Source organism: Marinobacter sp. ATCH36, from assembly GCF_023555055.1.
Taxonomy (GTDB): domain Bacteria; phylum Pseudomonadota; class Gammaproteobacteria; order Pseudomonadales; family Oleiphilaceae; genus Marinobacter.
This window is the reverse complement of record NZ_JAMJPL010000007.1, coordinates 1-13,965: the sequence shown is the minus strand read 5'-3', so window position 1 is coordinate 13,965 and position 13,965 is coordinate 1. Positions and strand designations below refer to the sequence as shown.

9 protein-coding genes and 1 other RNA gene are annotated in these 13,965 nt (G+C 55.1%); 4 read left to right on the top strand and 6 right to left on the bottom strand.

Annotation, left to right across the window (positions count from 1 at the left end):
* The first annotated feature begins 29 nt into the window (after positions 1-29).
* Positions 30-1,607, top strand: a complete 1,578-nt coding sequence (xrt, locus tag M8010_RS17035; protein WP_250093916.1) for an exosortase — start codon at positions 30-32, stop codon at positions 1,605-1,607.
* A 65-nt stretch (positions 1,608-1,672) separates the two neighbouring features.
* On the opposite strand, the gene M8010_RS17030 is transcribed toward xrt, so the two are convergent.
* From M8010_RS17030 to M8010_RS17005, 6 genes are all read right to left on the bottom strand, one after another.
* Complete coding sequence (locus tag M8010_RS17030) at positions 1,673-4,375, bottom strand: tetratricopeptide repeat protein (RefSeq protein WP_250093915.1); 2,703 nt, start codon at positions 4,373-4,375, stop codon at positions 1,673-1,675.
* A gap of 51 nt (positions 4,376-4,426) precedes the next feature.
* A complete protein-coding gene (gene prsR, locus M8010_RS17025) occupies positions 4,427-5,800 on the bottom strand; it encodes a PEP-CTERM-box response regulator transcription factor (protein WP_349666118.1) in 1,374 nt (457 codons plus the stop codon).
* 118 nt (positions 5,801-5,918) lie between these two features.
* Positions 5,919-8,027, bottom strand: coding sequence for an XrtA/PEP-CTERM system histidine kinase PrsK (prsK, locus tag M8010_RS17020; protein WP_250093914.1), 2,109 nt, complete (start codon positions 8,025-8,027; stop codon positions 5,919-5,921).
* 29 nt (positions 8,028-8,056) lie between these two features.
* A complete protein-coding gene (locus tag M8010_RS17015) occupies positions 8,057-9,004 on the bottom strand; it encodes an SDR family oxidoreductase (protein WP_250093913.1) in 948 nt (315 codons plus the stop codon).
* Entirely contained in the window at positions 9,004-9,819 is an 816-nt protein-coding gene (locus tag M8010_RS17010; protein ID WP_250093912.1) for a lysophospholipid acyltransferase family protein, read from the bottom strand. The genes M8010_RS17015 and M8010_RS17010 overlap by 1 nt, the downstream gene beginning before the upstream one ends.
* A gap of 17 nt (positions 9,820-9,836) precedes the next feature.
* Positions 9,837-10,730 (bottom strand): D-hexose-6-phosphate mutarotase, encoded by an 894-nt coding sequence (locus M8010_RS17005; protein ID WP_502846231.1) that lies wholly within the window; start codon positions 10,728-10,730, stop codon positions 9,837-9,839.
* 143 nt (positions 10,731-10,873) lie between these two features.
* On the opposite strand from M8010_RS17005, the gene M8010_RS17000 reads away from it, so the two are divergent.
* From M8010_RS17000 to M8010_RS16990, 3 genes are all read left to right on the top strand, one after another.
* Positions 10,874-11,527, top strand: coding sequence for a 2OG-Fe(II) oxygenase (locus M8010_RS17000; RefSeq protein WP_250093911.1), 654 nt, complete (start codon positions 10,874-10,876; stop codon positions 11,525-11,527).
* A gap of 70 nt (positions 11,528-11,597) precedes the next feature.
* An RNA gene (gene ffs / locus M8010_RS16995) (signal recognition particle sRNA small type) lies at positions 11,598-11,694 on the top strand.
* Between the two features lie 260 nt (positions 11,695-11,954).
* Positions 11,955-13,718, top strand: coding sequence for an Ig-like domain-containing protein (locus M8010_RS16990; protein WP_250093910.1), 1,764 nt, complete (start codon positions 11,955-11,957; stop codon positions 13,716-13,718).
* Positions 13,719-13,965 lie beyond the last annotated feature (247 nt).

Here is a 13,965-nt window from a genome sequence, read left to right as displayed (position 1 = left end):
GTATTATATATCTCATAAGGATCGTGAATATGAGCGAAACAAGGCTTCGAAGTGGCGGGTTTGGTCAGGCCTGGGTTCCTTTTGCCATTGTTTTAGCTTCCCTTTTTTTTCTTCTTTGGCCTACGCTCGAAGGTATCTTTAGTCGCTGGCTTAAGTTTGACGAGTCGTATTCACACGGTTTCCTTCTCCTCTTGGTTTCCATGTTTCTCATATTCCGAGTTGTGAGGCAACGCACTCTGGTACCCGGTTTTTATCCTCTCTGGCTTGTACCCTTTATTTTGGCGTTGCTGGTTTATGGGCTTGGTGATCTTCTGCGGGTACAGGCTTTCCAACATTTGATGGCAGTTCCTCTTATCCTTGGCGCCTTGGCGGTGCTTTTGGGTTGGAGACAGGTTCGTTGGCTTATTGCACCGGTAGGGCTGCTGTTTTTCGCTATGCCTGTCTGGGACTTTCTGGCCTGGACGCTTCAACTGATCACGACTGAGGTCAATCAGTTGCTGCTTGGTCTTTTCAACATTGAGTTCGAAGTTGAGGGGGTATTTGTTTATCTCACCGGCGTGGGGGCCTTTGAAATTGCCCATGGTTGCTCAGGTTTGCGATATCTGTTGGTAGGGCAGTCGTTGGCACTTATTTACGGCGAGCTCAATCTCCGTACACTTCGTGCTCGTGTGATCTTATTCACCACTAGCGTGTTTCTTGCACTCTTCGCTAACTGGCTGCGGGTTTTCGTGATCATTTACATGGGTTATGAAACCAACATGCAGACCAGTCTCATTGAAGACCATGAAAGTTTTGGCTGGTGGGTTTTTGCTGCCACGCTGATTCCGCTTTTTCTGATTGGCCGTCGCCTTGAGTCTTTGAAGGGGGAACAGGCTAATGATATGGAAGGCAATGGGTACAAGGCGGCAATGCCATTCGGAGCGGCAGGCTCTACGTGGCTGAAAGTCGGTGTTGTTGTCACTGCACTCTTACCTGTTTTGGTGTGGGCAGCTTTGCCATCCCCGGATCGCACTGTTGAGTCAGACCCTCTGGCATTGGAGCTCCGGCTGGACGGCGAACGCTACGGTCCTCTTTTTTCATCTGACCTGGAGGGTTGGCGGCCCAAAGTCCGGAATCCGGACCGGGTGTATACTCAGACCCTTTTTGACCGCAGCCTGGCTACTGATCAGTCCGGGCCTGGCGAGTCTCTTTTTGCAGCGGTGTATAGCTATGACTACCAGCGCGAATCGGCCGAGCTGATTCAGTACTCGAACCGGGTTTATGATCGAGAGGAGTGGCATCCTGATACATTCTTTACTTTGTCTGGGCCGGACGGTGCGCCTTTCAAAGGTGTTACGCTCCGCCATCGCCTGACAGACAACGTGATTCATGTGGCCTATACCTATTACGTCGAAGGTTTTTGGGAGACTGATGATTTGAGGGCGAAACTTGCCCAGGTCCGAGGTTTTGTCAATTCCCGGAGTGATGCGTCTTTGATTGTGTTTGCCGTGGCTTGTGAAGACTGTGATGGGAAAAGTCGCTTGTCAGCAATTATAGATTCAGCGGTGGGAAGGGTGGTGGCTGCGGTGGATAGGCAGGTTGCTGGAAAACAGATAGACGAGAATTAACTTCTCTTGAATAGCAGGGCAACCCCTCGCTTTAAACGAGGGGTATATTCAATCGGAGGCCATTACTAACCCTGGCCCCCAAACTTCTCCAACACCCGTTTAGCATCCGCATCGCGGCCGTTGGCGCGATAGGCCTCTGCTAAGTGCATGGCAATCTCCTCGGAATCCGGCTGAAGTTCGTGGGCTTTTTCCAGAACCGGCAGGCTTTCTTCCGTTTGTCCGGCCCTGAACAAGATCCATCCGTAAGTGTCAGCGATGGCGGCGTTTTCGGAATTCAGTTCAAAGGCTCGCCTGGCGAGTTCCATGGCGCGGTCATCGCCTTTCTGATGGTAGATCCACGCCAGGTTGTTGAGCGCGACCACGTTTCTGGGGGTTACCTCAAGCAGTTCCTCGTAAGGCGGTATCGCCTTTTCCGGTGCCTCGTTTTCCTGATGCATCATGGCCAGGTTCATCAGCACCTGTGGATTGCGGGGAAATGCCTGACGCGCGTTTTCCAGGGATTCAATTGCTGCGGTGCGCTGGCCAGACCGGGTGAGAGCTCGGGCATGGGCGACTTCCAGTTCTGCCGTCCGTTCCTTCTCAAGCGCAAGCTGATAGAGCTCTGCCGCCTCCTGATGCTCTTCCTGCTGTTCAAAATAACGGGCTTCTATGCTGAAGGGGGCTGCGGATGCGGGATGTTGTTGTTTGACGTCTCGCAGGATGTCGCGGGCCTCTTTGGTATTGCCTTCGGTGAACTGAATCGCAGCTGCCTGAATGCCGATCTCCTCGTTCTCCGGGAAGAGTGTACGCCCCCTCCGTAGCACATCTGATGCCTGCTCCAGCCGGTCCCGCTGGGCCAGTTGGGTGGCAATTCCGTGATAGACCGAGGCAACCGCTGATTCCGCCGGGGCGGGGTTGGACTCGTCTTCACGTTCCATCAGGCTTGCTGTCAGTTCATCGGCCCGTTGAGTGTTGTTGTTGATCAGCGCCGATTCCAGCAATATCAACCTGGGGCCGTACGCGTCGGGGTTTTGCTCACGGATCTTTTCCATTAGGGGCAGCAGTTCTTCTCGCGGCATTACCGAAGAGATCCCCTGTAGCGCCTGTTGGTTGTCCGGGGACAGTTCGATGGCGCGGCGGTAGTAGTCTTTTGCCTGGTCTGTTTCATTGCGTATCCGCGCAAGATTGCCAAGGGCGTTAAGCCCGGAAGGGTTCTCGCTATCCGCGTCCACGGCTCTCTGGTAAAACTGTTTCGCCTCTTCGATATTTTCAGCGTTGGCAGCAACATTGCCGCGGGTAATCAGCGCGGAAACACTGTCTGGCTGTTCTTCTACCCAGTCGGAGGCAGCGGCGATCGCAGCGTCGTTGTTGTTGGCAGATACGTGGGCCTGAACAACCAGCAATCGTGCCTGCTCGGATTCCGGGTCGTTCTCAAGTACCTGATCGGCCTGTGCAATGGCTCTGTCGGTTTGGCCGGTGCGCACCAGATACGTCGCATACCGTAGCCGCAAGCTGTTGTTGTCCGGTGCCAGCTCCAGGGATTTTTCGATGAACTGTTCACCGCTTTCGGTGTCGCCACTGACCAGTGAGGCGATGCCTACCAGCGCCAGGGTTTCCGGGTCTGAATCCTGGTCTTCCAGATTGGCGAGGATTTCCCGCGCGCCTTCGGGGTTGCGCATCTGGAGGCGGGTAGCCGCAAGCAGCTTGCTTGCCTGTTCCGAGTCGCCGATATTTGCAACCGGCGCCAGCAGTCTTTCGGCGTCTTGCGGGCGGCCCTGGCGATAGCGAATGATGCCCAGCATCAATGCGGCCTGCTCCTGGCTTGGTGCCTGGGCGAGTACTTCCTCAAGGTAGCGTGCGGCGTTATCCAGTTCGCCGTTGTTGAACGCCTCCTGTGCTGCTATCAGATTGCTCCTGATGGTGCCGGGTGCAGACTTGGCGAGGATTTCCTCGTAGACAAAGGCTTCCGAGGATTTGCCCTGTTCCCGCAGCACATCAATCAGCGCCGACATGGTTCCAAACTTCTGGTAGGTCATTATGTCGTACTGGCCAATGGTCTCCAGTGCGTTGACGTATGCCTGTTCCGCGTCAGCCCAGTCTCCCGCGTCGTGGGCCAGCCTGCCTTTCCATAGCCAAAGCTCGACGTTATCCGGGTTCAGCGCTTCTGCCTCGGCAATATACTCGTCACCCTGCTGCGGGTTGTCCTGGCGGTAGGCCACCTTCGACAGCCCGATCAGTGGTTCCGCCTCGCTTGAATTAATGTCTCGGGCGGCGGAGTAGGCTTGCGAGGCTGCATCCAGGTTGCCCGCTGCCAGATGCACATCACCCCTGATCAGTTCACCTTTGAGCTGGTGTACACGGTCTGGCTCCTGTAATTTTTCGAGGGCAGCCAGCGCTTCTTCATACTCCTGCTGCATCAGTTTGGCTTCGGCGCGAATCAGCGCTGCATCGTTCAGGTTCTGCTGCTTGATGGACTGTTCGTCAACGTCCGAAAGCAATTGATCCAGCTGCCGTTCGGCATTGCGGGCATCGCCAGCGGTGAGCAGGTTATTGATAATGACAAGGTACGGCTCTATACGCTCCGGCTGCATCTCGATCGCACTACGCGCCTCCAGCGTACTGGCTTTAAGTTCACCCTGTCGCTGGAAGAAACGAGACTGGTCCAGGTGGCTGATATACTGGATTTCCTCCTGACTCATTTCTTCATTATCGTTGCCGCCACAACCTGCGAGAGCCAGTGAAATGGCAACTGAGAGAAGGGTGGCACGTACTGCTAACACTGGTTTCATAGCCCTGTTCCTTTCCTTTCTGGGTATTGTTATGGATTCCCTGCCTGCTACTCAGGCACTCGACGATTCAGAGGATGTTTCTATTCGGTATTTGTCGGTCAGGTTGTAAAGCGTTGGCCGGGTAATGCCTAGCAGGCGCGAAGCTTGGGCCATGTTGAAACTGCAGGACTGGAGTGCCTGTATAATGGCTGCTCGCTCGGCATTTTCACGCACCTGGCGCAGGTTGAGTTGGCTCTCGTGGCCTTCCTCATCGCAGTTGAGCTGCAGATCAGCTGCGGTTACCCGCTTGCCGTCCGCCATAATGGTGGCCCGCTTCACCTTGTTGATCATTTCCCGCACGTTACCAGGCCAGGGGTAGCTCTTGATGGCTTTGACCGCGTCTTCCGTGTAGGCGAGGTTGGGGCGGTCCATCTGTTTGCCCAGCGATTTCAACAATGATTGTGCGACTACCAGGGCGTCGCCTTCCCGGTCCCTCAGGGCTGGTACATCCAGTGTGATTTCGCTGATGCGATAATAAAGATCTTCGCGGAAGGTGCCCTGGGTGATGAGTTCCTGAACGTCCCTGTGGGTGGCACACACGACCCGCACGTCCACCGAAACCGGTTTCACTGAGCCCACACGATCGACCACCCGTTCCTGTAAAAACCGCAGCAGCTTGGCCTGCAGGGCCATGGGCATATCACCGATCTCATCCAGGAACAGGGTGCCGCCATTGGCGCTTTCAATCTTGCCTTTTTTGCTCTGGGTGGCGCCTGTGAAGGAGCCTTTCTCAAAGCCGAACAGCTCGCTCTCCAGAAGATTTTCCGGAATGGCGGCACAGTTGATCGCTGCAAAGGGATTGTCAGCGCGGTGGCTCAGGTCGTGAAGCGCGCGTGCCAGCAGTTCCTTGCCGGTGCCTGTCTCGCCGGTAATCAGGGTTGTGACGTCCGTGGGCGCGACTTTTTCCAGTGTGCGGCAGATGGTGAGCATCTGCGGGCTGGCAGCCACAATGCCCTTGATGCTGGTGCCGTTGCGGTGGCGGGCCAGTTCGCGGTTGTCGCGTTCCAGTTCTGCAAGCCGGAAGGCGCGGTTGACCACGAAGGTGAGGATTTCGGCGTCCAGTGGCTTCTGGTAAAAGTCGCTGGCGCCCATGCCAATGGCTTTGACGGCGTTTTCTTTGTCTTCACGGCCGGTCACCACAATGACCTTGGTCATGGGGGCCAGCCGCAGGATTTCTTCCAGCAACAGGAACCCTTCGGACGCTCCGCCGGGGTCCGGGGGCAGGCCCAGATCCAGGGTGATTACATCTGGCTCATTTCGTCGCAGGGCCGCCAGAGCGGTCTCCCTGTCAGCGGCAACGTTTACTTCCAGGTCTTCGCTGAAGCACCAGCGCATCTGGCTTTGCAGGCCCGGGTCATCTTCTACGATTAAAAGTCGTCTACTCACAACGGCTACAAATCCTTTTTTGTATTGTGAAGTTTCGCGGGGATTCCTCTACCCTTGATTCTTAACCGAACATTGACACTTTGCAATGATAGTGTTTGATTGATTTGGTTTTCGTCAATTATTTGGCATTCTGTTCAGGCTCCAATTCAGCCGGCGCTTGGCCCTTGACCGGTTTGACGAGCGGGAACTGGATCGAAAAGCACGAGCCCAGGCCGGGTTCGCTGGTGACGTCGATGTTACCACCCACGTTGCGTACGAATTCCCGTGCCTGGTAAGCGCCAATGCCCATTCCGGTGAGGCCCTTGGTGCTCTCGAAGGGTTTGAACAGCTGGGACTCGATAAAATCCTCGGTCATTCCCTGGCCCGTATCCTGAATGAACAGTACCACGTTGCCTCTGGCCTTTTTGAGGGTGAGGGTTATCTCGCCATCCGCCGGCGTGGCGTCCTGGGCGTTCTGTATCAGGTGGCCAAGTATGCTGTAGAGCTGTTCCCGGTCGGCTTTGATATGGATGTTGCTGGAGTCGCCAGCCACTCTTGGTGCCGGCTGACGGCGAGAGTAATGTTCTGCAAGGTGCCGGACAACCTCGGTCAGCTCCACCACTTCGGTCACCATGGTGTCGTCTGCTGGTCTGCGGATATGGTCCACCAGGTTGGACATTTTGCGAACGGCGTGGTCGGTGGTGTTGATCATGTCGTCGATAAAGGCCGGGTTTTCCCGGTGCCTGGGAGCGTTTTTGACCAGCAGGGATAATTGCGCAATCAGCGTTTTCAGGTCGTGCACCATAAACGCGGAGGCCTTGCTGACGGCCTCAAACTGCATCGCCCGCGACAGCCGGTTCTGGGCGTCTGCCTGGGCCAGCAGGTTACAGGTCTGCCGGGCCACAACCTTGATCAGGTCGAAGTTCTCCCAGTTCAGCTCCACCCGGGCGTAAGGATTGCCGATCATGGCGATGCCGTAAAGATCATTGCTCAGGTAGAGAGGGATGACCAGCCAGCCGTCGGGTATTTTCGAGATCGAGTCGGGGATTTCCAGGAGGTTGTAGCGTACCGGGTCGCTCTTGTACTCGTGGAGGTCGATAATCCATTCACGCTCGCCGAAAAATCGAACCAGTTCCGAGTTGCCATCGATCGTTGTGTATTTCGGAGTTACCATGTTGACGGCGGTCTTGAGTATCAAATCCCCCCGGTCTTCGCGGATCCACAAGGCACCGGCATTGCTCTCCACCAGGCCGGTGAGAATGCGGATTACCCGCTCGGGGAGTGGTGGGTTATCGCTGAGGTCCGCCATTTCACGGGTCATTTTCAGCCATTCGTCGCGGTAGTCGTATTTGTAGTCGAAGAAGTTCTGGCTGATGAACACCATCAGGCGGGCTCTTACGCGCCGGGAGGTGAGCAAAGTGGTCAGAAACACCAGCGCAACTGTGAGGAAAAGAACCTGCAGGGCTTCGCCCCAGTCACCGCCGAGGGTTTTCACGTAGTAGCCGCCCAGTGCCAGGAACAGCAGGTAGGCGCCGGCCATCAGCAGGGTACCGGCATGGAATACCGCTTGTCGTGAGAGTTGAAAGTCCACCGGTTGCTTGCGGGTGTTGATAACGTTGACCGCAAACAGGGGGACCAGCGCAGCGTTAACCAGGCCGCGGGCATTCCAGAACGATTCCGCCACCTGGCCGAAAAGCAGCGCATCCGCGTACATGAAGAAGTCGAAGGCGAACAGGGTGGCGACTGCGATGCAGACATACTTCATGCTGGAGCGGCCGAACGACAGCGAGTTGCGCCAGATCTGTTCAACCAGGGACAGGCCCAGCAGGGAGACGGCGATCTGGCCCACTACCTTGGTTTTGCCGTCCAGAAGGCTGTACCCAAAGGCGTATTCCAGCGCGCCGGAGCCTAGCAGTAAGACGATCAGGGCTATGGTGGCGGTCGCCAGGATCCTGCGCAGGCGGCCTACAAGATTGGCTGTGCGAAAAGAATCCCGTAACAGGGCAAACAGCACCGTGATCCAGGCTGCGTCTCGCAGCAGTTCGAGCAGATAGCGGATGAAAAATCCGGGCTCGCCCCACAGGCTCTGGGTGACCAGTGACCCGGCCCAGATAACAGTGACAACAGCCGCCAGCAGCAATGAGCGGTCGGTATCCCGCCTGAGGTATCGTGTGGCAATAACCAACGCCAGCAGCCCATAGGCGATGGCTGTTGCGGAATGACTGATAAGGCTGAAATCGTTCAACATGGCTCGCGTCCTGCGTCTTGTGCCATTACTCAGACCGGCTTTTTGTTCTCACGATAAAACCGGAATATTTCTTTCAGCGGCCGCCGGGGAGTGAATCCAAATTCCCGGGCGAATGCTCTGCCGTCTATGACGACAGGATACTTGAAAAATGCCATCAGGTACGAAGGAAAACTTCGTAGCTTCAGAGTGCCCAATATCATTTTGGGCAGCAATGGCGGAACGGACGGTATCGGTATTGGCCGGCAGCCGCAGAGCTTGAGAGCATGTTGATACGCTACCCAGTCTTCCGGCGCGACATTGAAAACGCCTCGCTGGGGTTTGTTGTACGCCAGCACGATGGCATCGGCCATATCGTCGATGTGGATGAACTGCATTATCGGTGAAAAGCCAGCCAGCACCGGCGCCCGCTCCATACCCAACAGAGTACTGATGGAATTTCGCACACCGGGGCCAACGATGTTGCAGGGCCGCAGTATGGTGATGTTCAGGTCCGGATACCGCCAGAGGTAGATGTTGGCCAGGTTTTCCAGTTCCACCGAATCGATCAGGTCCGCGCTCAGGCCGGCGCTTTTCAGGGGCGCTTCTTCATCAATCAGAGCCGGGTTGTAGGCAACCGCGCCGTAAACGTGGAAGGTGGATAACACGACGATCCGTTTTATGCCGTATTTGTGGCTTAAGTCCAGCAGTTTTTGCGTGCCCAGTACGTTTGCGTTATAGCGGCGCATGCGGGTGAGCTGGCTGGACATGATGCGGCCCAGGTGAATAACGCCATCGAATTTGTAGCGCCGGAACAGGTCCTCGAACGAGCGCTTGTTGAAGTCGATGCAGTAGCTGGGAATATCATCACCGAGATAAACCTGCTCACGGAAATCCACTGCTACCAGGTCGCAACTGTCCCGCAGGCGGTCGATTACCTGTTGCGCCAGGGCGCCGGCGGCACCGGTAACAAGAATATGAGGTCTGCGTTGTTCGCCCATCAGAACAGCCTTTTCCTTTCGCTCAGTCCGGTATCGATCAGTTCGCTGATTGCCGCTTTTACAAGTTCCACCCGTTCGGTGATCTGTTCTTCCGGGATTTCCAGGTCGTCGAATATCATCGGGTCACCAAAATTGAGGTGCACCTTGGCAGGCAACACCACAGGCGCGGCCAGTGGGGCGTATGGGATGCCAAGCAGCTTAGCAAGGGGCTTGATGTTGGCGATGGCAGGAATGGTTTCCTCACAGCCCACCACGCCTACCGGCACAATGGGCGCCTTGTACTTCATCGCCAGATGCATGAAGCCGTTACCGAATCGTTTGAGCTGATAGCGGTCCTGATACAGTTTTCCAGAGCCGCGCACACCCTCCGGGAAAACAATCACTGCCTCGTCATTCGCCAGCATTTTTGCGCAATTGATCGGGTCGCCGAGCACGGCACCACATTCGTTCAACAGGTTGCCGAGATAGGGTACGGTGGGAAAGAAACGCTCGATCATTGCCCGTGGAACGCGGGGGTTTTTCTCCCGGGTTGCCAGGGCATAGGCAATCAGCAGGCCATCAATCGGCAGTTGCCCGCTGTGATTGGGCACGATGAGTACAGGGCTTTCAGCCGGAATCTTCTCTACGCCGGTGGCTTCGACACGGAAATACTTTTCGTAGAGCTGGCGGGTAAGGGCCAGGCCGTATTTCATGGCCTCGTTGTTGTAGCCCCAGGGGTCATACCCGAGCGTGCCAATCGGCTTACGTATGCGATCAATGTGGCTTTCCAGCTCTGCCGGTAGCAGCCTGGATTTCAGATAGGATGCCAGACCCATGTGGGCTCCCTGTTGTTTTAGACTCTTCCAATCATAACGCCAAGCGTATGGCTTTGGCCTTCATTCAGAACGCGATAATCACTGAGCGCATTCGCGCTCTCGACACACAGCATGGACCGCCAGGCATCATCTGGAAAATCCGACAAACGTGCCGCCTTTTCCGGCCCGGGGTTCCATACCACCGTGGAATCGCTGCCGATCATGGTCAGTTTGCGGTTTCCCGCCGGGGTCGAAACAGTCAGCGGCTCGCCACTTTCATAGATGCGGTCGGTTTCACCCTCAAATTGCACCGGACCCTGCTGGGTGTGATAGCTCCACTCGTGCAGGGAATCAACGTAGCCACACTTGTCCAGTCCTTCAATCCGGGTCTGCTGGATGTCCGTTGTAGGCAGGTAGGTATGAAGCGCCTGGCTGAAGGCGAGGGGTTCTGACCCCGGATTGGTGGTGCTCAGGACCAGTTGGCAGCCGTCGGCCGAGAAATTGAAGGTCATCAGCAAAAGCGCACGCCCCTGCCAGGCATCGGCGAAATCGGCGTTTGCGTCCAGGGACAGGCTGATTTCCACTTCCTGGGCTGTCTCGCGGACATCTTCCAGTTTCCACACCGCGGTGCGAGCAAAGCCATGGGAGGCGTCGGTCAGTATCCGCTTCCGTACTTCCGGTGGATTCTTGTCAGGAACGCCAAACCAGGGCCAGCACACGGGGATGCCACCACGAATGGCCCGGCCCGGCTGGAAGCAGGCGGTGTCACTGAGCCACAGCCAGTTCGACTCATCAAGAGGCGCAAAGTGGGTGAGGTGGGCGCCCTGCAGAAACACGCGGGCGTGGAATTGGGGATGGTGTACTTCCAGAGCCTCCAGTTGTCCAACGGTTGCCCAGCGGGTAAAGGACCAGTGCCCGGGTTTCAGTGTCACTTGTTGCCTCGTTACTGCTTGTTAGCGTGGTCGAACGATCTGATCTGACTGTTACGGCATTTCCTTACAGTCAGGGTAAATTAAAACTGTCTTTACGGCGAGAATCCGGCATAAAATCCATCGTCCCTGCCGGAGATTGTTCAATGAATAACCAGAGTGTTGCGCCCGTTGTCAGTGATCAATGGCTGGATGAGATTGCTGATGGCCTGACCGAGCATGGCTGGATGAGCCAGAACGTGGCGTCGCGTCTGGGTGTGGATTTGTTGAGTGGTCTGCGTAATGAAGTTCAGACCCTGGACAGAACAGAAGCGCTCACGAAAGCCCGCATAGGCCGGGGTGCTGACCTGCTTCGGGACAGATCTGTCCGCCGCGACAAGATTGCCTGGCTCCAGGGCATGACCCCGGTGCAGGAGGAGCTGTTTGCCTTCTTCGAGTCGGTCCGGGTTGGGCTGAACCAGCGCCTGTTTCTGGGCCTTAAAAGGTTTGAGGCCCATTATGCCACCTACCACGAGGGGGATTTTTACCGCCGCCACGTCGACAGTTTTCAGGGCAGGGCCTCCCGGGTTGTGAGCCTGGTTCTGTATCTGAACGAAGATTGGCAGGAAGCCGACGGCGGCGCTCTGCAGGTGTTCAATCGAGAAAACGAGGACGAGATTTGTGGCAAGGTGCTGCCCGTTGAAGGGCGCATGGCCCTGTTCATGAGCGAGGAGATTCCCCACGAGGTTCTGCCGGCCAATCGCACCCGTTACAGCATCGCCTGCTGGTTTCGTTGTGATGAAGTGCCATTGCCATTGTAGTGCCCAGACCCTTTTGCTAATATGCGCGCCGCTTTGAGGGATTTAGCCCCGAAGCCCGTTATGGTGGCTCCATTGGTGCCTCCGCAACGATAAACCGTGAACCCGGTCAGGCCCGGAAGGGAGCAGCCGAAGCGGTGGACTTGTGTGCCGGAGTGTCGCTGATGGAGTCACCCCCAACCCCCTTCCTAAAATATCTGACTGAAGCCATTCCTTTTAAGGTCAACGTTGCTCCGCCGCAGGCATCTCTTGAGTGTGTCGCCTTGGGCGACTAATTCTTGTTGCAATTTTAACCTCTAATACGCTAATTTCGTGATGCACCTGAGACATTTGAGCTACGGGCCATAAGCGGAACATGTGTCCTCATCGGCGAATAAGCGTTTGCAAATCGTAACCAGGATAAAAAAACTTGAAAGCAAGGAGTTGCTTTGTGCAGAAGCCAATAGTCGTATTAAATATTGCTTTATACTTTATTTTCTCTGTCGTCTTAAGCGCTTGTGGGGGCGGTGGTGGAAGTGACGATTCCTCAACCCCCACTACGGACCCTGTCGAAAAATTCTCAATCGAAACAGCCGTCATGCCCAACATGGCAGGTTCTGTTACCGGGGCGGGAGAATATCAGGAGGGGAGCACTTTCAAGCTCAAGGCAGAAGCTAATTCGGGCTACATTTTTGTTGGATGGAAGGAAAACGGGTCCACCATCTCGAATCAGCCAGCACTAGAAGCCAAAGCATCGGAAAACAGAACGTTAACCGCGGAGTTCGTTGAGAACACCATCCAAGAGATAAAGTTATCACCCTCGAACAGTCAGATCCCACTTTATACCGACCTCACTGTTAGTGCACAGGTCATCTATCTCGATGGGTCTTCGCAAGACGTATCCACGTCCGTTTCCTGGACATCTTCCGATGCTGACACAGCCGCATTTTCTGATAGCATTTCGAACCTTATTGAAAGTAAAGCACAGGGAACGGTGACTATCACCGCAAGCCTGGATGGTGTAAGTAGCGCAACAACCGTCACAATCTCCTCGCCCGAGCTGCTCTCTCTACAGCTTTCGAAGCAGAGCGTCGAACTGGCAGTGGGTGAAACTGATTCAATCCAGGTGGAAGGTACATACAAAGGTGATGTCGTCATTGACGTGACTGAGGACGTGCAATGGACGTCAGCCAATGACGGCATAGCGACTGTCAGCAACTCTGGTAGCGTAAAAGGCATTACAACTGACTCGACAGAGGTAACAGCGGAGCTCAATGGCATCACTTCGACCGCAAAGGTAACGGTAGGTGAGGCTGCTCTCAGCTTAATTACCATATCAGCTGAAGATTCCAGTATTTTCGAGGGCAGCCTTTCTCGACTCACATCATCCGCAACCTATACGGATGGCTCATCAAAAGATGTAACAGATCAAGTAACTTGGCAGTCTAGTGCGCCGTCAGTCGCTTCTGTGAGCGACGTAGTACCCAGCAAGGGGCTTGTTTCTGCTTTGTCCGAGGGCGCGAGCACAATTACGGCTCAGCTTGGCGATTTCCAGGTTGAGAGCCCATTGAATGTTGTTGCAGCCCCGAACAAGCCCGGCGCTCTCACACTGCAGGCAACTCCAAACGTTATTCTCGATAATGCTTCGGACGAGTCGCTCATAACCGCTACGGTTCTGCCTAACGATGAAGCGAATGGCGTTATCGCGGACGGGACAGCGGTCGAGTTAACACCAGGCAGTGGTGATTTAACATTGGACTCACCGCAAGGCGGCACTGTGTCAGGACAGTTTACAAGTAATGCTACCAGCTCTACGGCCAGACAATTTGACATCATGGGCGAAGTGCCAGACACCATTGCAATTGACGAAGTAACGCTAAGAGTTGTCTCTTCTTTTTCAGAGGCCATTGAAGTTTCAGGCCTTACTATCCGCGTAGTCGATGACGAAACAGGGGAGGTCAAGGCAGGGAGCTTCTTCTATGCAACAATCACCAACACATCGAACCGGACTTTTGAAATCGATGGAGCTGAATTCTTCAATGGATTAACCCTGGTGACGTCACTCTCTCCAGGAGAAGGAGTTCTAGAAGCTGGCGAGAGTGTGGAGTTAGGCATTTCGCTCAATGAAGATAGGCCAGACAACGGCTTTGCAATCGTTTTCGAGTTATCGGATTCGCCAACCGCTACTCAGTTCAGCGTAGAAAAAGCCTTTTAATGTAGTATCCGGATCAGTTCCTCCATAGAACTTTAAATTCACAGGGGCCCAAACCAATTTGGCCCCTGCACTCCTCCATACCCATCTCGAAGACTGAACATAGCGTTCGGCGGTTTTCGCCTAGTTAGTGCCCATCCAGAAACACCGTTTTCCGGTGATCTGACGTGCTCCAGGAAGAACCAGTGTGAGTGAGAAGCTAAAGGATACCAGCGATGCCTGAATTATTGGCGTCATTGGTTGTTATTTG